General features: G+C 72.7%; 20 protein-coding genes and 1 pseudogene. 16 read left to right on the top strand and 5 right to left on the bottom strand.

The features are described 5' to 3' along the window. Nucleotide 1: 1 nt before the first annotated feature. Nucleotides 2-1,213, bottom strand: a complete 1,212-nt coding sequence (locus ACFC0G_RS13775; protein ID WP_376402098.1) for a pyridoxal phosphate-dependent aminotransferase — start codon at nt 1,211-1,213, stop codon at nt 2-4. 113 nt (nt 1,214-1,326) lie between these two features. Here ACFC0G_RS13775 and ACFC0G_RS13780 point away from each other — a divergent pair, with 113 nt between their 5' ends. After that, nucleotides 1,327-1,842 carry a hypothetical protein gene (locus ACFC0G_RS13780; RefSeq protein ID WP_376402101.1) on the top strand — a complete coding sequence of 172 codons (516 nt, stop codon included), beginning with the start codon at nt 1,327-1,329 and terminating at the stop codon, nt 1,840-1,842. Between the two features lie 67 nt (nt 1,843-1,909). Further along, the gene (gene mptB, locus ACFC0G_RS13785; RefSeq protein WP_376402104.1) at nt 1,910-3,340 is read left to right on the top strand and encodes a polyprenol phosphomannose-dependent alpha 1,6 mannosyltransferase MptB; all 1,431 of its coding nucleotides are present in this window, start codon (nt 1,910-1,912) and stop codon (nt 3,338-3,340) included. A 30-nt stretch (nt 3,341-3,370) separates the two neighbouring features. On the opposite strand, the gene ACFC0G_RS13790 is transcribed toward mptB, so the two are convergent. Then, nucleotides 3,371-4,978 (bottom strand): amidohydrolase family protein, encoded by a 1,608-nt coding sequence (locus ACFC0G_RS13790; RefSeq protein ID WP_376402107.1) that lies wholly within the window; start codon nt 4,976-4,978, stop codon nt 3,371-3,373. Nucleotides 4,979-4,989: 11 nt separating this feature from the next. Then, a complete protein-coding gene (locus tag ACFC0G_RS13795) occupies nt 4,990-6,318 on the bottom strand; it encodes an amino acid deaminase (RefSeq protein ID WP_376402110.1) in 1,329 nt (442 codons plus the stop codon). Nucleotides 6,319-6,447: 129 nt separating this feature from the next. Between ACFC0G_RS13795 and ACFC0G_RS13800 the strand changes: the two genes are divergently transcribed. Genes ACFC0G_RS13800 through ACFC0G_RS13810 form a run of 3 tightly spaced genes read left to right on the top strand, consistent with a single transcriptional unit; the run spans nt 6,448 to nt 8,674 of the window. Beyond that, nucleotides 6,448-7,503, top strand: a complete 1,056-nt coding sequence (locus ACFC0G_RS13800) for a sugar kinase (protein ID WP_376402390.1) — start codon at nt 6,448-6,450, stop codon at nt 7,501-7,503. Continuing rightward, nucleotides 7,500-8,264, top strand: a complete 765-nt coding sequence (locus ACFC0G_RS13805) for an IclR family transcriptional regulator (protein WP_351819487.1) — start codon at nt 7,500-7,502, stop codon at nt 8,262-8,264. The genes ACFC0G_RS13800 and ACFC0G_RS13805 overlap by 4 nt, the downstream gene beginning before the upstream one ends. Continuing rightward, nucleotides 8,261-8,674, top strand: coding sequence for a RidA family protein (locus tag ACFC0G_RS13810; RefSeq protein ID WP_376402114.1), 414 nt, complete (start codon nt 8,261-8,263; stop codon nt 8,672-8,674). Before ACFC0G_RS13805 ends, ACFC0G_RS13810 begins: the two co-directional genes overlap by 4 nt. Nucleotides 8,675-8,742: 68 nt before the next feature. Here ACFC0G_RS13810 and ACFC0G_RS13815 read toward each other — a convergent pair whose 3' ends face one another. Beyond that, on the bottom strand, nt 8,743-10,110 hold the full coding sequence (locus ACFC0G_RS13815) for a M14 family metallopeptidase (protein ID WP_376402117.1): 1,368 nt from the start codon (nt 10,108-10,110) through the stop codon (nt 8,743-8,745). Between the two features lie 90 nt (nt 10,111-10,200). Here ACFC0G_RS13815 and ACFC0G_RS13820 point away from each other — a divergent pair. Beyond that, nucleotides 10,201-10,485 (top strand): annotated as a pseudogene (locus ACFC0G_RS13820) (hypothetical protein); the annotation flags it as partial. 85 nt (nt 10,486-10,570) lie between these two features. Here the strand turns inward: ACFC0G_RS13820 and ACFC0G_RS13825 are convergent. Then, nucleotides 10,571-12,292: a chitinase gene (locus tag ACFC0G_RS13825; RefSeq protein ID WP_376402120.1), complete on the bottom strand. Its 1,722-nt coding sequence runs from the start codon at nt 12,290-12,292 to the stop codon at nt 10,571-10,573. Between the two features lie 363 nt (nt 12,293-12,655). On the opposite strand from ACFC0G_RS13825, the gene ACFC0G_RS13830 reads away from it, so the two are divergent. The 10 genes from ACFC0G_RS13830 (at nt 12,656) to ACFC0G_RS13875 (ending at nt 21,659) form a co-directional block, all read left to right on the top strand. Then, nucleotides 12,656-13,723 (top strand): hypothetical protein, encoded by a 1,068-nt coding sequence (locus ACFC0G_RS13830; protein WP_376402123.1) that lies wholly within the window; start codon nt 12,656-12,658, stop codon nt 13,721-13,723. 70 nt (nt 13,724-13,793) lie between these two features. After that, entirely contained in the window at nt 13,794-14,504 is a 711-nt protein-coding gene (gene cpaB / locus ACFC0G_RS13835; RefSeq protein WP_376402126.1) for a Flp pilus assembly protein CpaB, read from the top strand. A 7-nt stretch (nt 14,505-14,511) separates the two neighbouring features. After that, nucleotides 14,512-15,765: a CpaE family protein gene (locus tag ACFC0G_RS13840; RefSeq protein WP_376402129.1), complete on the top strand. Its 1,254-nt coding sequence runs from the start codon at nt 14,512-14,514 to the stop codon at nt 15,763-15,765. Between the two features lie 3 nt (nt 15,766-15,768). Next, nucleotides 15,769-16,143 (top strand): TadE/TadG family type IV pilus assembly protein, encoded by a 375-nt coding sequence (locus ACFC0G_RS13845; RefSeq protein ID WP_376402132.1) that lies wholly within the window; start codon nt 15,769-15,771, stop codon nt 16,141-16,143. Beyond that, nucleotides 16,140-16,529, top strand: coding sequence for a TadE/TadG family type IV pilus assembly protein (locus ACFC0G_RS13850; protein ID WP_376402136.1), 390 nt, complete (start codon nt 16,140-16,142; stop codon nt 16,527-16,529). The genes ACFC0G_RS13845 and ACFC0G_RS13850 overlap by 4 nt, the downstream gene beginning before the upstream one ends. A 19-nt stretch (nt 16,530-16,548) precedes the next feature. After that, nucleotides 16,549-17,892 carry a CpaF family protein gene (locus ACFC0G_RS13855; RefSeq protein ID WP_376402139.1) on the top strand — a complete coding sequence of 448 codons (1,344 nt, stop codon included), beginning with the start codon at nt 16,549-16,551 and terminating at the stop codon, nt 17,890-17,892. Between the two features lie 12 nt (nt 17,893-17,904). After that, entirely contained in the window at nt 17,905-18,846 is a 942-nt protein-coding gene (locus tag ACFC0G_RS13860; RefSeq protein ID WP_376402142.1) for a type II secretion system F family protein, read from the top strand. A 14-nt stretch (nt 18,847-18,860) separates the two neighbouring features. Beyond that, nucleotides 18,861-19,748 (top strand): DUF5936 domain-containing protein, encoded by an 888-nt coding sequence (locus ACFC0G_RS13865; RefSeq protein ID WP_376402145.1) that lies wholly within the window; start codon nt 18,861-18,863, stop codon nt 19,746-19,748. Nucleotides 19,749-19,755: 7 nt separating this feature from the next. Then, complete coding sequence (locus ACFC0G_RS13870) at nt 19,756-20,976, top strand: sensor histidine kinase (protein WP_376402148.1); 1,221 nt, start codon at nt 19,756-19,758, stop codon at nt 20,974-20,976. Next, complete coding sequence (locus tag ACFC0G_RS13875; RefSeq protein ID WP_376402151.1) at nt 20,973-21,659, top strand: response regulator; 687 nt, start codon at nt 20,973-20,975, stop codon at nt 21,657-21,659. Before ACFC0G_RS13870 ends, ACFC0G_RS13875 begins: the two co-directional genes overlap by 4 nt. The last annotated feature ends 62 nt before the right edge of the window (nt 21,660-21,721 follow it).

Here is a 21,721-nt window from a genome sequence, read left to right on the forward strand (position 1 = left end):
CCTAGGGCTGGCTGTAGCCGTCCAGGAACCGGCCGATCCGCGTCACCGCGTCCGCCAGATCCGCCGCCGCGGGCAGCGTGACGATCCGGAAGTGGTCCGGTTCGTGCCAGTTGAAGCCCGTCCCGTGCACGACCATGATCTTCTCGGCCCGCAGCAGGTCCAGGACCATCTGCCGGTCGTCCTTGATCTTGTAGACGTTCGGGTCGAGACGCGGGAAGAGGTACAGCGCGCCCTTCGGCTTCACGCAGGTCACGCCCGGGATCTGCGTCAGCAGCTCGTACGCCGTGTCCCGCTGCTCCAGGAGCCGCCCGCCCGGCAGCACCAGGTCCTCGATCGACTGCCGGCCCTGGAGGGCGGCGGCCACCGCGTGCTGCGCCGGCATGTTCGCGCACAGCCGCATGTTGGCCAGGATCGTGAGGCCCTCGATGTACGAGGTCGCGTGGTGCTTGGGGCCGCAGACCGCGAGCCACCCGGAGCGGAAGCCCGCCACCCGGTAGTTCTTGCTCATCCCGTTGAAGGTGAGGCAGAGGAGGTCGGGGGCGATCGCGGCGGTCGGCGTGTGCGTCGTGCCGTCGTAGAGGATCTTGTCGTAGATCTCGTCCGAGCAGACGACCAGATCGTGGCGGCGCGCGATCTCCGTCAGGGAGCGGAGCATCTCGTCGTCGTAGACGGCGCCCGTCGGGTTGTTCGGGTTGATGATCACGATCGCCTTGGTGCGGTCGGTGATCTTCCGCTCGATGTCGGCGAGGTCCGGCATCCAGTCGGCCTGCTCGTCGCAGCGGTAGTGCACCGCCGTACCGCCCGCGAGCGAGACCGAGGCGGTCCACAGTGGATAGTCCGGGGCCGGTACGAGGACCTCGTCGCCGTCGTCGAGGAGCGCCTGCATCGACATCTGGATCAGCTCCGAGACGCCGTTGCCGAGGTAGATGTCCTCGACGGAGAGCGGAATGCCCTTCGTCTCGTAGTGGCTCATCACCGCACGGCGGGCCGCGAGCAGGCCCTTCGCGTCGCCGTAGCCGTGCGCCTCGGAGAGGTTGCGCAGCACGTCCTCGAGGATGGCGGGCGGACACTCGAAGCCGAAGGCGGCCGGATTGCCCGTGTTGAGCTTGAGGATGCGATGACCCGCAGCCTCCAGCCGCATCGCCTCTTCGAGCACCGGACCCCGGATTTCGTAACAGACGTTGGCGAGCTTCGTGGACTGGATCACCTGCATGACGAGAGCTTACGGCCGGGCGGGCCGGGACGCTTCGTGTTTTGGGACACGTCGGACACCTTGATGTGACCCCCGTCGCACCGGACGTGTCGTGCTCCCTACAATTCGGGCTCATGAGCCAGCACGACCCCGGAGCCGCCGGATCCCGGCGCTCCCGCCGCCGTCACGCCCCCGCACGCCGGGGGCCGGGTCCGGTGTGGCTGATCGCCGCCGGCGGGGTCGCCGTCCTCGGGGCCGCCGCCGCGCTGCTCTCGGGCGGGTCCGGCGCGAAGGGCGGTACGGGCTCCTCCGAGGGCGGCCCCGGCGGACCGCCCGCGCTGATCCAGGCGGACCCCTCCGGCTCCTCGGAGTCGTCCGGCTCCGACGGCCGGGCCGGGTCGTCGGGGTCGTCCGGGTCGTCCGGTGCCACGGGCGCCGGCTCCGGCGGAGGCGCCACCGCGCCCGGGTCCGCGTCCGGGAAGGCGACGGCGGCCCCCTCCGCGACGGCCGGCGGCCAGGAGCCGACGGCTGCTCCGTCCGGGCCCGGGACGGCCGCGCCGGAGGCGGGCCCGACGGCGGAAGCGACCCCCGACGGCGACCGGCCCACCAAGCCGGGCAAGGGGCGGGGCCTCTCCAAGCGACCGCGATAGGCGCGGCCGGAGGCGCGGGGTCCCCGACGGTGAGGGCGGGGCTCCGGCCGGGATAGGTTGGCACGTCATGTGGGTTTTCAGTGCCTCCGGATGCCGGTGGCTGGGTGCTGCCGGATCGCTCGCCGTCGCCGTGGGCGGGTGGGCCGCCGGAACGCTGCCCGTACGCGGCGGCTGGGGCCTGTGGGAGCCGCGCGGCTCCGCCCTCACCGTGGCCGGCGCCGTCCTCGCGTACCTCGGCCTGACCCTGCTCGTCGCCGCCTGGTGGCGGTACGGCGTCCTGTTCGCGCGGGGCCTGCGGGACGGGGTTCTCCGGACCCTGGGCCTCTGGACCGCCCCGCTGCTCCTCGCCCCGCCGCTCTACAGCGCCGACGTCTACAGCTACATCGCCCAGGGCGCGATGGTCCTCGAAGGCCACGACGTCTACGGGGGCGGGCCCTCCGTCCTCGGCCCCGGCGACCTCGGCGCGGACGCGGCGGCGAGTGTCGGCGGCCACTGGACCGACACCCCAGCACCGTACGGGCCCGTCTTCCTGCTCCTCGCCGAGGTGGTCGTGAAGGCGACCGGCGGGGCGATCGTGCCGGCCGTGCTCGGGATGCGGCTGATCGCCCTCGGCGCGCTCGCGCTGATCGTCTGGGCCGTACGGGGGCTCGGCGGGGGTGCGGGAGGCCGGGACGGTGCGGTGTGGCTGGCCGCGCTCAATCCGCTGCTGCTGATCCATGTCGTCGCCGGTATGCACAACGACGGGCTGATGATCGGCCTCATGCTGAGCGGCGTGCTCCTCGCGGTGCGCGGGCGGTGGGTGCTCGGCTGCGTCCTCGTCGGGCTCGCGATGATGGTGAAATCGCCGGCGGCGGTGGCCCTGCTCTTCATCGGCGTCATGATCGCGCGCCGGGACGGTGGCGGCGTGCGGGGTGTGGCGAAGGGACTGGTGCTGCCGGGGCTCGTGGCGGGCGGGGTCGCCGTGGGCGCGACGCTGGCCGCCGGGACCGGGTTCGGGTGGCTGCGGACGCAGAGCGTCGCCGGCGCGATCCACACGGCGCTCTCGGTGACGAGCGACCTCGGGCTCGGCCTCGGACTGCTCGTCGCGGACGACCCCGATCCGGTGAAGGGCGCCGTGCAGACGGCGGGTCTCGCCGTCGCCGTCGCGGTCATCCTCGTACTCGCCTGGCGGGCGTGGCGGGGGGCGCTGGATCCGGTGCTCGGGCTCGGGCTCTCGCTGGTGGCGCTCGTCGCGCTCTCGCCGATGGTGCAGCCGTGGTACCTGCTGTGGGGCACGGTCGTCGTCGCGGCGGTCGCCTGGCGGAGCCGTGCGGGGCAGGTGCTGGCGGTGCTGTCGGCGGCGCTGGTGTACGAGACGGCGCCGTCGGGTCGCACGCCTTGGTACGGGTTCGTGGTGGCGGGGGTCGTCGTCGTGACGGGGCTCGTGTGGATGCGGCGGGAGCGGTGGGAGGGGGCGACGCCCGTCGCCGCGCCGGAGCCGACGGGGGCGCGGCCCTAGGGGGCGCGCTTCCTCGCCCTGGCTCCGTCGTCAGGCCGTCGGGGTTCTTCGGATGGAGCGGCCCGCCAGGGCGTCCGTGCGCTTGCCGTCCTCCACGGTGAACTCGCCGGCGATCAGGACGTGCGGGATGCCCACCGGGAGGGTGCGGGGGGAGGCGTACGTCGCTCCCGCCGCGACCGTTCGCGGGTCGAAGAGCACCAGGTCCGCCACGTGGCCCTCGCGGACCAGGCCCCGGTCCGGGAGGCGGAGGCGGGCCGCCGGGCGGGAGGTCAGATGGGCGACGCACTCCTCCAGGGAGAGGACGCCGAGCTCGCGCACGTACCGGCCGAGGTAGTGCGGGAACGTGCCGTACGCCCTCGGGTGCGGCTTGAGGCCCTGGAGGATGCCGTCCGAGCCGCCCGTGTGGACCCGGTGCCGCATGATCGTCCGGACGTTCTCCTCGTGGCCCACGTGCTGGAGGATCGTCGTCCCGAGCCGGTCGTCGAGCAGGAGCCGGCGGGCCGTCGTCCAGCTGTCCAGGCGGCGGCCCACGAGGTCCGTGAGGGCGGGGTCCGTCACGCCCGCGATCTCGATCGTGTGCCAGTCCATCGGCACTCCGTGGCAGCCGTCCGAGCCGACCACTTCGAGGTCGTGGCGGATCCGGTCCGCCGTCCCCTCGTCGCGGAGGCGGGTCAGGACCGCCTCCGGGCCGCCCTCGCTCGCCCAGCTGGGGAGGACGGCGACGAGGGTGGTGCTGCCCGGGGTGTACGGGTACGTGTCGAGGCTGATGTCCGCCCCGGCGTCGAGGGCCTCGTCCAGGAGGGCCAGGAGCTCCGGCGCCCGGCCCTCGTTCACGCCGAAGTTCATGGTGGCGTGGGCCAGGTGGAGGGCGCAGCCGGCCTCGCGGGTGAGGGCGATCATCTCCTCGTACGCCTGGAGGGCGCCGGCGCCGTACGAGCGGTGGTGCGGGCAGTAGTAGCCGCCGTACTCCGCGACGACCCGGCACAGCTCGGTGAGCTCGGCGTCCGGCGCGTACATGCCGGGGGTGTACGTCAGACCGGAGGACATGCCGACCGCGCCCTGCTCCAGGCCCTCGGCGACGAGCCGCCGCATCCGGTTCAGCTCGGCGTCGGTGGCGGGCCGGTCCTCCCAGCCCATCGCGTACATCCGGACCGTGCCCTGCGGGACCAGGTACGCCGCGTTCACCGCGATCCCCCGGCCGCCGTGCGCGTGGTCGAGACGGTCCAGGTAGCCGCCGACCGTGCGCCAGTCCAGGTCCAGGGTCGTGTCCCCGGGCGCACCACCGTTCCAGCCGGCGATCGCCCGCCGGACCTCCGCGAGCGTGCGGTCGTCGACGGGCGCGTACGACAGACCGTCCTGGCCCAGGACTTCGAGCGTCACGCCCTGTGCGGCCTTCGCGCTGTGGTCCGGGTCGCGGAGCAGCGCGAGGTCGCTGTGGGCGTGCATGTCGATGAAGCCGGGGGAGAGCGCGAGGCCCTCGGCGTCCACGACGCGGCGGGCGGTGGGGCGCTGGCAGCCGGCGGCCGCGCCCTCCTTGACGATCGCGGCGATCCGGCCGCCGTCGATCGCCACGTCGGCCCGGTAGGAGGGGCCGCCGCTGCCGTCGACCACCTCCGCGTCGCGGAAGACGAGGTCCATGCCGACTCCTTCTAGAAGTACGTGCGGATGTAGTCGACGACCGTGCCGTCCGCCTCGACCAGCGGGATCAGCTGCCACTTGTCGAAGGACGTGCACGGGTGCGACAGGCCCATGCCCACCCAGTCGCCGACCTCCACGTCCGCCCCGGGGGCCGTGCGGAGCCAGGCGTGCTGGTCGGAGAGGCCGGTGACGGTGACGCCCTCGGCGGCGCGGACCTCGCCCGTGCGGGCGTCGCGGACGACCTGCGCCTCCGGGAGGTGGAGGTCGTAGGCCGCGTCCCGCTTGCCCGCGTTGGTGAACGCCTGCTCGGGGGTCGGCCGGGAGACGACCTGCGACCAGAGCCTGAACGCGGGCTGGAGCGCGCCCTCTTCGGGGACCCGGTTGAAGGGGGTGAGGTTGCGGTACTGGCCGTCGTCGTGGGACACGTACGCGCCCGAGCGCAGCAACTTCAGTGTGGGGAGGGAGAGTTCGGGCAGCTCGGCGAAGACCTCGGCGACCGTGTCGAACCACGCGCTGCCGCCCGCGCTGACGACGATCTCGCCCGCGTCGGCCGAGAACCTGCCCGCCTTGTCGAACTCGACCGCCAGCGCGGTCAGTCGGCGCAGCCAGGCGTCGACCCGCTCCGGCGTCGCCTGCGGCACCTCGCCCTCGTACCCGGCGACTCCGACGAGTCGGAGCGTGGTGGTGGCGGCCACGGCGTCGGCGACGGCCGCGCACTCCGCCTCCGTACGGACGCCGGTACGGGCCCCCTCGCCGGCGCCGAGCTCGACGACGACGTCGACCGGGCGGGCGTCCGCCGGCCGTGACGCGCCGGCCGCGCGCAGCGCCTCGTCCATCAGCTCCACGCCGCGGACCGAGTCGACGTAGCAGACGAAGCGGAAGTCCGGGTCGGCGTCCAGCTCGGCGGCGAGCCAGCGCAGGGCGACGGCGTCGACGAGCTCGTTGGCGAGGAAGATCCGGGCGACGCCGTGGGCGCGGTACACGCGGGCCTGGTGCGGCACGGCGGCGGTGATGCCCCAGGCGCCGTGCTCCAGCTGGCGGTCGAAGAGCTGGGGGGCCATCGAGGTCTTGCCGTGCGGGGCGAAGGCGAGGCCGTGACGCTCGGCGTAGACCTCCAGGAGGCGGAGGTTGTGCTCGACGGACTCGGCGGAGAGCGCGAGGACGGGGGTCGTGAAACCGCCGGTGAAGAGGGAGCGGCGCTGGGCCGCCAGCTCGCCGACGGTCAGGCCCTCGGCGTCCGGGGGCAGCCCCTTGAAGCGGTGGTCGACTCGCTCGTTTGCCAGGTCGGGCACGGGGCCTCCTCGTCCAGCGTTGCACTCAATGCAACGGTCATTGCGCATCTTGCTCATGGCTGTCTAACATCCGGGCCAAGGCCGGGTCAATGGACCCGTAGGAGCGCGGGGAGCACCAGAGTGACCGGAACCCCGTCCGCGGGCACCGCCCCGGACGTCGTCTGCCTCGGCGAGTCCATGGTCACCTTCCTTCCCTCCCGGCCCGGGCGCCTCGCCGACGTCCCCTCCTTCGCCCGCGCGATCGGCGGCGCCGAGTCCAATGTCGCCTGCGCCCTCGCCGCCGCCGGGCACCGCGCGAAATGGGTCGGCCGCGTCGGCCGGGACGGCTTCGGCGACCACCTCGTCGACACCATCGGCGGCTACGGCGTCGACGTCACCGCCGTCGGCCGCGACCCGCACCGGCCGACCGGCGTCTACTTCCGTACCGACGCGGACCGGGCCACCGACGCCCACGAGGTCGTCTACTACCGGGCCGGCTCCGCCGCCTCGGCCATGTCGCCCGCGACCGTCCCCTACGACTCCGTCGCCGATGCGCGGATCCTCCACCTCACCGGCATCACGGCCGCGCTCTCCGCGGACTGCCTCGCCCTGGTGCGGGAGCTCACCGCGCCCCGCCCCGGCCGCCCGCTCGTCTCCTTCGACGTCAACCACCGGCCCGGTCTGTGGCGCGACGGCACCGCTCCCGACGTGCTGCTCGACCTCGCCGGCCGCGCCGACCTCGTCTTCGTCGGCGCGGACGAGGCGGAGGCGCTGTGGGGGCTCCGCGACCCGGCCGCGATCCGGGGCGCGCTGCCGGAACCGGCGGTCCTCGTGGTGAAGGGGGGAGGGGAGGGGGTGGTCGTGTTCGAGCGCTGCGCGGCTTCTTCCCCCACCCCGCCCCTTCCCGAACCGGGGGCGCTGCCCCCGGACCCCCGCGCCTCGAACGCCGGCGGGGCTGAATGTCGGCCCACCTCCGTCCCCGCCCCCCGGGTCGACGTCGTCGCGTCCGTCGGTGCCGGGGACGCCTTCGCCGCCGGATTCCTCTCCGCCACCCTCCGCGGCCTCGACACCACCGCGCGGATCCGCCACGGCCACCTCATGGCCGCCGCCGCCCTCACCGTTCCCGGTGACGTCGCCGTCCCTCCCCGCCGCGCCCACGCCGACCGGCTGGCCGCCCTCGGCGCGGGCGCCTGGGAGACACTTCACCTCGGCCCCGGCTGGACGGGGGACGACCAGGAGGTACGTACGCCATGAGCCAGACCGTCGACCGGGCGCTCAGCATCCTGCCGCTGCTCGCACAGGGCCCCGCCGACCTCGGGCAGGTCGCCGAGCGGCTCGGCGTCCACAAGTCGACCGCGCTGCGCCTGCTGCGCACCCTCCACGAGCACGGCCTCGTCCACCGGCAGCAGGACCAGCGCTACCGCCTCGGCGCCCGCCTCTTCGCCCTCGCCCAGGAAGCCGTCGAGAACCTCGACGTCCGCGAGATCGCCCACCCCTATCTCGCCGCGCTCAACGAGCAGATCGGGCACACGATCCACCTCGCCGTGTACGAGGAGGGCGAGGTCCTCTACATCGACAAGGTCGAGAGCCGCTACCCGGTCCGGATGTACTCCCGCATCGGCAAGCCGGTCGCGATCACCGTCGCCGCCGTCGCCAAACTGCTCCTCGCCGACCTGCCCGAGCCCGAGCGCCGTGCCGTCGCCGCGAAGCTCGACTACCCCCCGTACACGCCCCGTTCGACCCCGAATGCCGCTGCCTTCCTCAAGGAGCTGGCGACCGTGCGCGAACAGGGCTGGGCCACCGACCTCGGCGGCCACGAGGAGTCCATCAACTGCGTCGGCGCGCCGATCCGCGGCGCCGACGGCCGGGTCGTCGCCGCCATGTCGGTCTCCGCGCCCAACGTGGTCGTCACGGCGGAGGAACTCCTCACCCTTCTCCCGCTGGTGCGCCGCACCGCGGACGCCATCAGCCGCGAGTACTCCGGCACCACCCCGACGAAGGAAGCCAGCGCATGACGACCGAGAAGACCGCCCTCACCCCCGCCACCCACACCGCCCCGCCCGCGAAGTTCTCGCACGGCGTGCGGAAGGGCAACATCCTCCAGGTCGCCGGCCAGGTCGGCTTCCTGCCCGCCGTCGAGGGCGAGGCGCCCACGGTCGCCGGCCCGACCCTGCGCGAGCAGACCCTCCAGACCTTCGCCAACGTCAAGGCGATCCTGGAGGAGGGCGGCGCGACCTGGGACGACGTCATGATGATGCGCGTCTACCTCACCGACGTGGACCACTTCGCCGAGATGAACTCGATCTACAACCAGTACTTCCAGGAGGAGGGCCTCAAGGCCCCGGCCTCCGCCCGGACGACCGTGTACGTCGGCCTCCCGGCCGGCCTCCTCGTCGAGATCGACGCGCTCGCCGTCCTCGGCTGACCCATGACGAACAGGGAAGGGCGCCCCGGCGTGCCGCCGCCGGGGCGCCCTTCACGTCGTACCGGTCGTCAGGCCGTGCAGTACTGCGCCTGCTTGCCGATCGACCGGTACATGCAGTCGGCGTTCTCCAGGAGCTGGAGGACCGCGTCGCGGTTGCGGCTCGTCTCGCGCTCGATGACCTCGTCGGGCGGGTAGAAGCCGCCGCCACCGGACGAGGACGGGTACATCTCGAAGGTGTACGCGAAGATGCGCTGCGTGCCCCACAGGTAGTCGTCGATCGAGCCGTCCGTGATGTAGAGGTCACTGGACTGCTCGGGCGTGTAGCCGTTGCTCGAGGCCATCTTCCCGCCGACGGTCGCGAAGGCGTCGCGGTCGTCCTGGGTCATGCCGGTGGTGGTGTTCGCGGTGGTCCAGCCGAAGGGCCAGAGGACCAGTTCGCTGTAGGTGTGGAAGTCGATGGCCGCGGTGATCTGCTGCTTGCCGCCGACCGTACGGGAGCGGACGAAGTCGGCGACGACCTTCACCTCGGGGGCCGACTCGGGGGCCGCGCCGCGGTACGTCTCGGAGCTCTTGGAGCCGGAAGAGCCGCCGCAGCAGCCCCACTTGTAGTCCCAGTTCCGGTTCATGTCCGTACCGATGTACGAGGAGCCGGAGTTGGGCTGGCGGTTCTTGCGCCAGCTGCGGTACGAGCCGGAGGCGATGTCGTACTCGCCGCCGTCCGGGTTGAGGTCCGGGACGATCCAGATCTCGCGCCCGTTCACGGCGTTGGTGACCCGGGAGTCGGTGCCGTAGCCCGCGCCGAGCTCGCGCAGCAGGTACAGCGCCATCTCGACCGTGAGGTGTTCGCGGGCGTGCTGGTGGTGGGTGAAGAGGACCTCGGGCTCGCTCTCGTCGGTGGCGACGTTGTCGCTGATCTTGATCGCGATGATGTCCCGGCCCTGGTACGACTTCCCGATGACCTGCTTGCGCATGATCGACGGGTACTGGGCGAGCCGCTGGTCGATCTCGGCGTTCATCTCCGCGTAGTTGTGGTACTTCGCGTCGGCGGAGGGGAAGTCGAGCGGGCCGAGGGTCTGGTCGCGGGTGTGGTCCTCGGCGGTGCTGCGGTTCGGCGGCCCGGGGAGGGCGACCGGCCGGTAGCCGAGGGCCTTGAGGTTCTTCAGCTGCTCGGCGTTGGCGCTGACGACGACCGAGCGGGCGTCGACCTCGTCGATCGAGACGCCGGTGGCGGTGAGTGCGGTGCGGGCGGCCGGGGTGGACGGTCCGGCGATCTCGTACTGCCGGATCACCTCCTCGGCGCCGGAGGCGATCCGGGCGGCGGTCGGCGCGGGGTCGGCCCCGGCGGGTGAGGAGAGGGCGGAGAGGGGCGCCGCGAGGGCGAGCGCCACGAGGGCCGCGAGGGTGGCGGACCTTCTGCCGCGGGTGGGACGTCGCATGCTGTCTCCTGGGTGGGGAGTGTGGGGGAGTGCGACAAACTCGTGCGGGTGTCCGGCCACATGGTGAAGCTATGTCATGGACCGGTCAAGATGAGGAGTTCGGCCATACTGTCCGGCGTGGGGACCCTCATCGGTGGATACGTCATCGAGCACAAGCTAGGCGAGGGCGGCACGGGAACCGTCTACCTGGCCCGATCGCGCGGCGGGCGTGCCGTCGCCGTCAAGGTCGCACGGCCGGAACTCGCCTCCGACCCGTCCTTCCGCGCCTGCTTCCGCGCCTGCTTCCGCGCCTGCTTCCGCGCCTGCTTCCGCGCCCGCTTCCGCGCCGAGGTCGCGGCGGCCCGTCAGGTCGGCGGATTCCACACCGCGCAGGTCGGGTCCGGCCGGTGTCCGGCGTACGGCGAAACACGACGCAGCGCCGCCGGGGGAGCGGCGGCGCTGCGCGGGAACCCCCGTACTGCTAGGGGAGGTTGTGGACGTGCGGGCCGACGGCGTTGGACCAGGCGTTGCCGGCCGTCGCGTCCCAGTTGGTCGACCAGGTCATCGCGCCGCGCACCGTCGGCCACGCCTGGGCCGGCTTGTAGGTGCCGCAGCCGGTGAGCTTGGTCAGGCAGTCGAGCGCGTTCTTCACGATCTGCGGGTCGACGTAGCCGCTGCCCGCGCCGCGCGTGGAGGCGGGGACGCCCAGGCCGACCTGGGACGGGTCGAGACCGCCCTGGATCTGGATGCAGGCGAGCGCGGTGAGGAAGTCCACCGAGCCCTGGCTGTAGACCTTGCCGTCGCAGCCCAGCATCGAACCGCTGTTGTAGTACTGCATGTTGACGACGGTGAGGATGTCCTTCACGGCGAGCGCCGTCTTGAAGTACTCGGTGCCCGTGCTCTGCATGTCGATGGTCTGCGGGGCCATCGTCAGGACCATCGACGAACCGGCCTTGGCGGAGAGCTGGCGCAGCGCCTTGGTCAGGTAGGTGGAGTTGATGCCGTGCTCCAGGTCGATGTCGACCCCGTTGAAGCCGTACTCCTGCATCAGGGCGTACGCGCTGTTCGCGAAGGCGGTCGCGCTCGCGTCACTGTTGACCGTGACGTTGCCCTTCTCGCCGCCGACCGAGATGATCACGGACTTGCCGGCCGTCTTCTTGGCCGCGATGTCGGCCTTGAAGTCGGCGGTGGAGGCGTAGCCGACGGCCGGGTCGAGGTTGAAGACGATCTGGCCGGGCGTGGTGGTCGAGTCGGCGAAGGAGACGGCGATGATGTCGTACTGCGACTGGACGTCCCGCAGCTTCTGGACGGTCGCGCCGTTGTTGAAGTTCTGCCAGTAGCCGGTCAGCGCGTGCTTGGGGACGGCCGGGCCGGGGCCCGGGTCGGTGACCTTGGAGGTGCGGGCCGACACGGCGGCGGACTTGGCGGACTCGCCCGCGGAGTTCGTCGCGGCGACCTGGAACTGGTAGGCGGTGTCGGCGGTGAGGCCGGTGACCGTGGCCGAAGTGCCGGTGACGGCCTGCGGGTTGGCGCCGTCGCGGTACACCTTGTAGCCCGTGGCGCCGGAGACCGCGCCCCAGCTGAGGGCGACGGAGCTCGACGTGACCGTGCCGGCGGCGAGGCCCGCGGGAGTGGCCGGGACGACCGGGTCGGGGTCCTGGCCGCCGCCCCCGTCGGGGCCGAAGACGCTCACGTCGTCGACGACGTAGGGGGAGGTGCCGTACCAGCCGTGGGTGTAGATCTCGACGGAGGTGGTGCTCGCGCCGGTGGTGAAGGTGGTGGTGAGCTGCTTCCAGGCGGCGCTGTCGGGCGTCCAGGTGGAGACGCTGCCCGTGCCGGTCCCGGTGCCGCTCGCGCCGAGGTAGGCGTACCCGCCCTGGACCCAGGCGCTCAGCGTGTACGTGGAGTTGGGCTTCACGGCCACGGTCTGCACGCATTTGGCGTTGTCGAGACCGGCCGGGGTGGCCTTCAGGGCGCCGGTCCCGGTGCGCGCCGGCGAGGAGACGGCGGCGCCGCTCCCCGCGGAACAGGACCAGTTGGCGAGGCCGTTCTCGAACCCGGCGTTCTTGGCGACGTTGACGTCGGCCGCCTGGGCGGTGCCGGCTCCGCCGACGAGGACGAGCCCGGAGCCGACGGCGAGCGCGAGGGCTCCGCCGAGCCATCGACGTCCGTGCGGGCGGGTGGTGGTGCGGTCCACGTGCATCCTCCGGTGGGGGAGTTGGGGATGTGGAGGTGCCGTACGTCGTCGTACGGAGGGGCTCGTACGGGGGTACGAGGCTGGTGCGGGGGTGCGGACGGTGGCCACCGTTGTCGCAACAAGTTGGTCCAGACCAATCGCGTTGTCAAGACCTCTGGCGGCAAGCGGTGTTCGAGCGGGTTGAAAAGGGCCGGTGGGCCCATTGCTAGGCCCAAAGAAAGTCGGGGGAGCTTGGCGGATTGTGTGTTCACCACCCCGGGTGGCGTGGATAAAGTGCAGAGGCGGCGGCGCCCTGCGGTGACGCCGCGAACGCGGTAGGTGATCTGCGGCCCCCGGGACCCCGGAGGCCGGAGGGGACGGGGGTCTGACGTGCCGACAGCGATCGCGGTCACCAGCGCCGACCTGGTGCTGCCGCCGACCGACCCGCAGACGCCCGACGCCGCCGTGCTCCCGGCCCCCGAGACACGGTCCCTCGACGCCTCCGTCGCCGACATGCAGCACCTCCTCGCGCGGTACGGCAGCGTGGTCGTCGTCTGCCCCACCTCGGCCCCCGCCGCCGTCGAGCGGCGCCTGCACGCCGTCCGAGGCCTCCTCGAAAGCGACCGGATCGCGCTGGTCAGAACCGACCTGCCACCCCTCGGCGCGGCCGTCCTGGTCCGGCAGTTACGGCAGCTGGCGGCCTGCGACTTCAGCCCCGGCGTGCTCGCCTCCGCCGCCCGGCTGCTCGCCCACTACATCTACGCGGGGGCCGTACTGGGCTCGGTCTCCCGCCTCGACCGCGTACCCGTCAGCCTCTCCTCCCACCTCAAGGGCTGGCTGCCCGGGGCCCACTTCGCCGTCCTCGCCGGACCCACGCCGCAGATCGTCCGGCTCGGCGGAGCGGGCGACCAGCGCCTGGCGGGACCGGAGTTCGCCACCCAGCTCCTCGTCGCGCGCGGCCAGCTCCAGACCGACTGGCCCACCACCGCCCTCGTCCCCGCCTGGCAGATCCAGAGCCCCGTCCAGGAGACCGGGCTGCCCGAGACCTCGCCCGGCTGGTGGGGCACCGGCAAGCTCGTGGAGTTCGTCGCGTACCTGCCCGACCTGCCCGTCCTCTACCAGCTCGTCGCCTCCGTCCGGCGCGAGACGTGCCACTGGTGCGGGATGGAGCTCATCGGCGACCGCTGCGGCTTCTGCACGGCCCCGCTGGCGGCGCTCGCCCCTCCGCAGGCCGCGGTGGCCCGGGGAGCGACCCAGGCACTCGGCGCGGCCCAGGCACTCGGCGCGGCCCAGACGCCCGGCGCCGCCCAGGTACTCGGCGCCGCCCGCGCCACGGCTCCGGCGCTCGACCCGGTGCCGGCCCGGGGCGCCACGCGAGCCCCCGGCGCCGCACGGGCCCTCGGCGCGGCACCGGCGCCCGCACCCCGCCACGCGATCGACCCCCGCACCGTCCCGTGAGCACCGCCGCGCACCACCACCGCCACCCCCGCCCGCCCAGACCCACGTCTCCGATCGAGGAAGTACGGCCATGAACTCCCGCCAGCGCCGCGGCGTGATCCTGTTGCTGCTCTCCGTCCTGTGCGCCCTCGGGGCCTTCGCCGGCGTCCTCACGGTCATCAGCGACGTGAACGCGAAGGTCGGCCCGGAGGTCACCGCGTACCGACTCAACGGGAACGTGAAGCCCTACACCCCGCTGAGGGCCGACCAGTTCGAGAAGATCTCCATGCCCAAGCGCTGGCTCTCCGCCACCGCCGTCACCGATCTCCGCCAGATCGAGGGCAGGATCGCCGTCACCGAACTCAGGAAGGGCTCCCTGCTCCAGACCGACATGATCGTGGAGCGGCCCGAACTCGAGCCGGGCGAGCAGGAGATCGCGATCATGATCGACGCGGCCACCGGCGTCGCCGGAAAGATCAACGCCGGCGCCACCGTCAACATCTACGCCACCTTCGCCGGCGAGAAGAAGGACGACCCCTCCCAGTCGCGGATGATCGTCGCCGGCGCCCGCGTCCTCTCCGTCGGCCAGCTCACCCCCATCGACAACCGCAACGACCGCTCCGGGCGCGCCGCCGCCGAGGCCGTGCCCATCAGCTTCGCCCTCTCCACCCTCGACACCCAGCGCGTCGCGTACGCCGAGTCCTTCGCCGAGCACGTACGCCTCGCCCTCGTCGCCCCGGCCACCGGCGGCGCCCCGGCCGACCAGCGCGACCGCACCTACACGCTCGACAAGGACAAGTGAGGCCGGTATGACCACCAGGATCCTGCCGGCCGTCGGGGACCCCGACGCGGCCCGGTCCGTCGTCACCCTGCTCAGCCAGCTGCCCGACGCCGAACCCGCCGCGCCCGTCACCGACTCCACCCAGCTCGTCGACACCCTCGCCCGGCTCGCCGCCGAGTCCCTCGACGAACTCCCCGAAGTCGTCCTCGTCCACGAGCGGATCGGACCCGTCCCCGCACTCGACGTCGTCCGCGAGGTCGCCCTCCGCTTCCCGGCCGTCGGCGTCGTCCTCATCACCGCCGACGCCAGCCCCGTCCTCTTCTCCGCCGCCATGGACTCCGGCGCCCGCGGCCTCGTCACCCTCCCCCTCGGATACGAGGAGCTCGCCAGCCGCGTCCAGGCCGCCGCCCAGTGGTCCGCCGGAGTCCGCCGCCACCTCGGCGCCGGGGCCGAACTCGCCACCGGACCCGGCGGCACCGTCGTCACCGTCAGCGGCGCCAAGGGCGGCGTCGGCACCACCGTCACCGCCGTCCACCTCGCCCTCGCCGCCCGCGCCTCCGGACGGAGCGTCGCCCTCGTCGACCTCGACCTCCAGGGCGGCGACATCGCCTCGTACCTCGACGTCCAGTTCCGGCGGTCGGCCGCCGACCTCGCCGCGATCGCCGACATCTCGCCCCGCGTCCTCCAGGACGCCGTCTTCGTCCACGAGACCGGCCTCGCACTGCTCCTCGCCCCGGCGGAGGGGGAGCGCGGCGAGGAGGTCACCGACCGCGCCGCCCGCCAGATCGTCAGCGCCCTGCGCGCCCGGCACGAGGTCGTCGTCGTCGACTGCGGCAACCAGCTCACCGGCGCCAACGCCGCCGCGATCGAGATGGCCGACACCGCGCTCCTCGTCACCACCCCGGACGTGGTCGCCGTGCGCGCCGCCAAGAGGACCGTACGGATGTGGGAACGCCTCCAGGTACGCAAGGCCGAGGAGACCATCACCCTGGTCAACCGCCACCACCGGTCCACCGAGATCCAGCCGCCCCTCGTCCAGAAGATCACCGGCACGCGCACGGCGGGCGTCTCCGTCCCCGCCAACTTCAAGGAACTCCAGGCCGTCGTCGACGCGGGCCGGCTGCACGACCTCGACGCGAAATCGACGGTCAAGCAGGCGCTGTGGGCCCTCGCGGGAGAACTGGGCCTGGTCCAGCCGACGGCCCCGGCAGCGGGCAAGCAGCTCGCCCGCGCCGGCGACCGAGGCTCCCTCGGCCTGCGCCGCCGCACCGGAGGACGCTGAGCCATGCGGGCGGCCTACCGGGACGACGACAGAGGGCAGGTGGCGATCGAGTTCCTCGGCATGGTGCCGCTGATCCTGCTCACGCTGGCGCTGCTCTGGCAGGTCGTCCTGGTGGGGTACACGTACACGCTGGCGGCGAATGCGGCGGACGAGGGGGCGCGGGCGGAATCGGTGGACGGGGACTGCGCGGGCGCCGCGCTGCGTCACCTGGACGGTGCGTGGAGGAGCGGCGCCCATGAACCGTCCTGCTCGACGAGCGGCGGGATGTCGACGGCGGTGGTGACGATCCGGGTCCCTGTCCTCTTCCCGGGCGTGGGCGGCCTCTTCGACGTGTCGGCCACAGCGGGCGCGATCTCGGAAGAGGGCCTGAGGCCATGAGGGAACACCTCCGCAAGAGGGCTCGTGATCGAGGCCAGGTCGCCATCGAGTACCTCGGCTTCCTCCCGATCCTGCTCATCGTCGGGCTCGCGGGCCTTCAGCTCGGCATCGCCGCGTACGCCGCCCAGCAGGCGGGCACGGCGGCCCGCGCCGCCGCGCGGGCGGCGACCACCGACGAAGAGAACGCGCCGGACTGCGAGACGGCGGGTCGCGCGGCCGTGAGCGGCTGGGTCGACCCCGAGATCGGGGGTTGTGAGGGGGGCGCCGAGGCAGTCGTGATCACCGTCCGTGTCGAGATCCCCCCCGTCCTCCCTTTCTGGGATTTCGACCCGATCGTCAAGACCGCCACCATGCCCCGCACCCCGCCCACCGAGGACGACGAATGAGAAGGAGGGACGACACGTCATGAGTCTGCGTGCCCGGATCAACGCCCCCGAGGACAAGGGCGCCGGAGCCGGCCGGGAGGACGGGCATCTCGTCGCCGCCTTCCGCGCCAAGCTCCTGGAGGAGATCGACCTCACCGAGATGTCCGCGCTCGCGGCCGCCGAACGGCGTGCCCGCCTGGAGCGCGTCCTCGGGCACATCATCAGCCGCGAGGGCCCCGTGCTCTCCACCGCCGAGCGCGCCCAGCTGATCCGCCGCGTCGTCGACGAGGCGCTCGGGCTCGGCGTCCTCGAACCGCTCCTCGAAGACGCCTCGATCACCGAGATCATGGTCAACGGCCCCGACCAGATCTTCATCGAGCGCGCCGGCCGCGTAGAACTCCTCCCGCTCCGCTTCGCCTCCCACGACCAGCTGATGCAGACCATCGAGCGGATCGTCTCGACCGTCAACCGCCGCGTCGACGAGTCGAACCCCATGGTCGACGCCCGGCTCCCGTCCGGCGAGCGCGTCAACGTCATCATCCCGCCGCTCTCCCTCACCGGGGCGACGCTCACCATCCGCCGCTTCCCCCGCGCGTACACGCTCCACGAGATGATCGGCCTCGGCTCGCTCGACGAGCAGATGCTGCTCCTGCTCTCCGGGCTCGTGCAGGCCAAGTTCAACCTGATCGTCTCCGGCGCCACCGGCACCGGGAAGACGACCCTCCTCAACGCCCTCTCCGGTCTCGTCCCGGAGGGCGAGCGGATCATCACCATCGAGGACTCGGCGGAGCTCCAGCTCCAGCAGGCCCACGTCATCCGCCTCGAAGCGCGCCCGCCGAACATCGAGGGCCGCGGAGCCATCTCCATCCGCGACCTCGTCCGCAACTCCCTCCGCATGCGCCCCGACCGCATCATCGTGGGCGAGGTCCGCGGCGGCGAGACCCTCGACATGCTCCAGGCGATGTCCACCGGCCACGACGGCTCGCTCGCCACCGTCCACGCGAACTCGGCCGAGGACGCCCTGATGCGGCTCCAGACGCTCGCCTCGATGTCCGAGGTCAAGGTGCCCTTCGAGGCGCTCCGCGACCAGATCAACAGCGCGGTCGACGTCCTCGTCCAGCTGACCCGCCACCCGGACGGCACCCGCCGCATCACCGAGATCGCCGTCCTCGCCTCCCACGGGCGCGAGCGCTTCCTGCTCGCCACGATCTGCCGCTTCCAGGCGCAGCCGGTCGCCGCCGACGGCCGGGTGTACGGGCAGTTCACGTACCACCCGCTGCCCCGGCGGGTCGCCGAGCGGCTCTACATGGCCGGCCAGCCCATCCCGCAGGCCTTCGGCGTGGCCGCGACCGACGACTACCTCGCCACCCGAGAAGCGAACTAGGAGCAAGGGCTGATGACCGATCCCGTGTGGCTGACGCTCGGCGTGGCGCTGCTCTGCTGCGTCCTCGGCGTGACGGGCCTCCAGGTGTACACGAGCGGGGCCCGCCGCCACGCGGAGCTCGTCGCCCGGCTCGACGAGACGAACGAGCCCGAGGCGGCCGGCCGCCGCAGGCGCCACTTCCGGGGCATCGACCGGCGCGTCCGCCGGACGTCCCTCGGCCGGAAGCTGGAGCTGCGGATCGCGGCGACCGGACTCGACGTCACCCCCGGCGAGTTCACCGTCGGCCTCGCGGCGACCGTGGCCGTCCTGTGGGCGGTCGGGCAGTCGGCGCTCTCCCCGTTCTTCGGCCCGATCTGCGGGCTCCTCGGCGTGTGGGTGGCCCTCGGCTTCCTCAACTGGCAGCGGCAGAAGCGCATCGAGAAGTTCATCAACCAACTCCCCGAACTCTCCCGCATCCTGGCCAACGCCACCCAGGCCGGACTCGCCCTGCGCATGGCGCTGAGCCTCGCCGCCGACGAGCTGGAGTCGCCGGCCGGTGACGAACTGGAGAAGGTGGCCCAGCAGTTGGCCGTCGGCACTTCCCTCGACGACGCGCTAGGCGAGCTCGCCGAGCGACTCCCCTCCCGCGAACTGGTCGTCCTCGTCACCACCCTCGTCCTCGCCAACCGGGCGGGCGGCACCGTCGTCTCCTCCCTCCGGAACCTCACGGAGACGCTGGAGGAACGCAAGGAGACCCGGCGCGAGGTCCGCACCCAGCTCTCCCAGGTGAGCATGACCGCGTACGCCGTCCCCGTCATCGGCGTCGGCTCCCTCCTGCTCATCGACAACATGCAGCCCGGCGCCCTCGACCGCATGACCAGCTCGACCGTCGGACAGTTCGCCGTGGTCGCCGCCTGCGCCCTGTACGTGGTCGGCTTCGCCGCCATCCGCCGCTTCTCCAAGATCGACGTATAGGACGGGCGCGCGCCATGGACCTCCTTCTCGCCCTGCTCGCCGGCCTCGCCGTCGCCGGCATCGCCTACGGCCTGCGGCTCTACCGCGCCGACGCCCGCCTCCCCGACGACCTCAAACTCGCCCTGGAGGTCGGTGCCACCCGTACCGGCGCCGTCGACTCCGCCGTCGACCGGCTCGGCATGCGCTACTCGCCCGCCGTCCTGCGCCTCATGGGCCCGAAGCGGGTCAACGCCGTACGCCGCCGCATCGACCTCGCCGGCAACCCCGGCGGACTCACCATCGACCGGTACGGGGCGAGGCGGGCCGTCTACGGCTTCCTCGGTGTCCTCGGCGGCCTGCTCATGCTCGCGCGGGGGTCGGTCCTCGTCGCGCTCCTCCTCTTCGCCTTCGGCGCGTTCTGGACGGAGGTCGGCATCTGGTCCGCCGTCCGCATCCGCAAGGACCAGATCGAACGGACCCTGCCCGACTTCCTCGACGTCCTCGCCGTCGTCGTCAGCGCCGGACTCGGCTTCCGGCAGGCCCTCGAACGCGTCGCGGAGCAGTACGCCGGCCCCTGGTCCGACGAACTCCGCATCACCCTGCGCCAGATGGACATGGGTGTCAGCCGCCGCCAGGCCTTCGACGAACTGCGCCGCCGCAACGACTCGGAACAGGTCGCACAGTTCGTCACGGCGCTCCAGCAGGGCGAGGAGCTAGGCGCCCCCATCGTGGACACACTCATACAGATCGCCAACGACATGCGGCGGACGGACGCCCAGAACGCCCGCCGGAAGGCGGCCAAGGCGGTCCCGAAGGCCACCATGGTCATCACGACCCTGATGGTCCCGGCGACGATGATCCTCCTCGGCGCGGGCCTCTTCCTGGGCACGGGCACCGACTTCGGCTCGGTCACGGGCGAGTGAGCCGGCGATGAAGCCGCCCACACGCCCTGGAGCCGCGCCGCCTGGCTCCGCGATCCAGACGAACGCGCTCCAGGCGATGTGCCGCCAGGTCTTCGGCTTCCGCCTCGCGATGATCGCGCTCGCCGCCCCGGCGGCACTGCTCGGCGCGGCCCCCGGCCTGCCGGTGTGGCTCGTCGGCGCGGCGACGGTCGTCACCTTCATGGCCTCCTACGTCCTCTTCCGGGACTGGGAACGCTTCGGCCCGCTCCTCCTCCGGCACCCCGCCCTCCTCGCCGCCGACACCCTCCTCGGCGCCCTGCTCCTCGTCACGGCGGGACCGCAGAGCACGCTCGCGTACGTCAGCGTCTGCACGCCCCTCCTCGCCGGCCTCGCCTACGGCCGGCGCGGCGCGGCCTTCTTCGCCTGCCTCCAGGGCCTCGTCCTGCTCGCCGTACGCGGCGAGGTCCTGCTCCTGGCCGGCCTGTGCGTGATCACCGGCGCGCTCGGCGTGACCCTGCGGAACCTGCTGCTGCGGTTCGGGGCGGCCACGCAGGCGCTCGCGGAGGCACGGGCCGGATTGGCGGCCGCGCAGGCGGTCGAGGTCGAACGGGCCCGACTGGCACGGGAGATGCACGACTCCGTCTCCACCACACTCCACGGCCTGGCCCTGGCGGCCGACGCGCTCGCCTCCTGCTCGGACCCGACCGAGACGAAGGAACGCGCGGAACTCGTGGCCCGGGCGGCCCGCCGGGCGGCGGCCGAGTCCCGCGAACTCCTCTCGGACCTGCGCAGCCAGTCGTACGGAGGGGTGAGGGCGGGCGTCGACGTCACCTCGGAACTGAAGAACCGGGTAAGGGATTTGAGTACCCGGTGGGAAGGCTCCGGAATAGAGGCGGCCTACCGCTCGGTCGGCGACGGGGCGCCCCCTGTCGTCCCGTACCCGATGGCCCGCCAGCTCCTCTCCATCGCCGCCGAGGCGATGGAGAACGCCGTCCGCCACGCCCACCCCACCCGCATCGACGTGACGGCGGGAGTCCACGCGGGCCTCCTCCGCATCAGCGTCCGCGACGACGGCCGGGGCCTGCCGCCCGGCACCACCCTGGACGGGCTGCGCGGCTCCGGCCACTTCGGCCTGGTGGGCATGGTCGAACGCGCGGCGGGCGTCGGCGCGCGGCTCCGGATCGGCCGGGGGGACGGGGCGCGGGGCACGGAGGTCCGCCTGGAGATCCCCCTGGGCGCGACGCGATGAGGCCGCCCCTGAACGTCCTGGTCGCCGACGACAACCCGGTGGTACGGGCGGGCCTGCGAGCCCTGCTCGGGGGCCGTGCCGGCATCGCGGTGGTGGCGGAGGCGTCGGACGGCCGCGAGGCCCTCCGAGAAGCGCTCCGCACGCGCCCCCACGTCATCCTCCTCGACGTCCGCATGCCCCCGCACGACGGCCTCACGGCCCTCCCGCACCTCGCGCGCCTGGCCCCGGTCCTGATGCTGACCCACAGCCGGGACCCGGAGACGGTGGAGGAGGCGTTGAGGAGGGGGGCCGGCGGGTACCTGGTCCATGGAGAGTTCACGACGGACGAACTGCTGCGAGTGGTACGGGAGGTGGGGGAGGGGAGGGCGCGCTTCACGGCGACGGCGTCGGAGGTGCTGCTGCGGTCGTTGCGCGCGACGGCGGCAACTGTCTCAATCCCACCGCAGGATGACGATCCCGCTTCGCGCGCGCAACCACATGTGACAGAGTGCGGACTGAGTGTGAGAGAGGTGGAAGTGATGGACCTGATCGCCACGGGCCTGAACAACCGGCAGATCGCCGCGACTTGCTTCATCACCGAGAAGACGGTCAAGAACCACGTCAACCGCATCTTCGCCAAACTCCACACCACGACGCGCGCCGAGGCCATAGCCTCCTGGCTGGGCACCAGGCCGACCCGATGACCGGCACCCACAGATGGGCCCACGGGCCCTGTGCGCCGACACGACCACCGGCGTACCGTGCC

Source organism: Streptomyces sp. NPDC056169 (assembly GCF_042268445.1).
Taxonomy (GTDB): Bacteria; Actinomycetota; Actinomycetes; order Streptomycetales; family Streptomycetaceae; genus Streptomyces.

Excerpts from the sequence above, each read along its gene's own strand:
- ACFC0G_RS13775 (WP_376402098.1), bottom strand. The coding sequence starts at position 1,213 with ATGCAGGTGATCCAGTCCACGAAGCTCGCCAACGTCTGTTACGAAATC.
- ACFC0G_RS13780 (WP_376402101.1), top strand. The coding sequence starts at position 1,327 with ATGAGCCAGCACGACCCCGGAGCCGCCGGATCCCGGCGCTCCCGCCGC.
- mptB (WP_376402104.1), top strand. The coding sequence starts at position 1,910 with ATGTGGGTTTTCAGTGCCTCCGGATGCCGGTGGCTGGGTGCTGCCGGA.
- ACFC0G_RS13790 (WP_376402107.1), bottom strand. The coding sequence starts at position 4,978 with ATGGACCTCGTCTTCCGCGACGCGGAGGTGGTCGACGGCAGCGGCGGC.
- ACFC0G_RS13795 (WP_376402110.1), bottom strand. The coding sequence starts at position 6,318 with ATGCGCAATGACCGTTGCATTGAGTGCAACGCTGGACGAGGAGGCCCC.
- ACFC0G_RS13800 (WP_376402390.1), top strand. The coding sequence starts at position 6,448 with ATGGTCACCTTCCTTCCCTCCCGGCCCGGGCGCCTCGCCGACGTCCCC.
- ACFC0G_RS13805 (WP_351819487.1), top strand. The coding sequence starts at position 7,500 with ATGAGCCAGACCGTCGACCGGGCGCTCAGCATCCTGCCGCTGCTCGCA.
- ACFC0G_RS13810 (WP_376402114.1), top strand. The coding sequence starts at position 8,261 with ATGACGACCGAGAAGACCGCCCTCACCCCCGCCACCCACACCGCCCCG.
- ACFC0G_RS13815 (WP_376402117.1), bottom strand. The coding sequence starts at position 10,110 with ATGCGACGTCCCACCCGCGGCAGAAGGTCCGCCACCCTCGCGGCCCTC.
- ACFC0G_RS13825 (WP_376402120.1), bottom strand. The coding sequence starts at position 12,292 with ATGCACGTGGACCGCACCACCACCCGCCCGCACGGACGTCGATGGCTC.
- cpaB (WP_376402126.1), top strand. The coding sequence starts at position 13,794 with ATGAACTCCCGCCAGCGCCGCGGCGTGATCCTGTTGCTGCTCTCCGTC.
- ACFC0G_RS13840 (WP_376402129.1), top strand. The coding sequence starts at position 14,512 with ATGACCACCAGGATCCTGCCGGCCGTCGGGGACCCCGACGCGGCCCGG.
- ACFC0G_RS13845 (WP_376402132.1), top strand. The coding sequence starts at position 15,769 with ATGCGGGCGGCCTACCGGGACGACGACAGAGGGCAGGTGGCGATCGAG.
- ACFC0G_RS13850 (WP_376402136.1), top strand. The coding sequence starts at position 16,140 with ATGAGGGAACACCTCCGCAAGAGGGCTCGTGATCGAGGCCAGGTCGCC.
- ACFC0G_RS13855 (WP_376402139.1), top strand. The coding sequence starts at position 16,549 with ATGAGTCTGCGTGCCCGGATCAACGCCCCCGAGGACAAGGGCGCCGGA.
- ACFC0G_RS13860 (WP_376402142.1), top strand. The coding sequence starts at position 17,905 with ATGACCGATCCCGTGTGGCTGACGCTCGGCGTGGCGCTGCTCTGCTGC.
- ACFC0G_RS13865 (WP_376402145.1), top strand. The coding sequence starts at position 18,861 with ATGGACCTCCTTCTCGCCCTGCTCGCCGGCCTCGCCGTCGCCGGCATC.
- ACFC0G_RS13870 (WP_376402148.1), top strand. The coding sequence starts at position 19,756 with ATGAAGCCGCCCACACGCCCTGGAGCCGCGCCGCCTGGCTCCGCGATC.
- ACFC0G_RS13875 (WP_376402151.1), top strand. The coding sequence starts at position 20,973 with ATGAGGCCGCCCCTGAACGTCCTGGTCGCCGACGACAACCCGGTGGTA.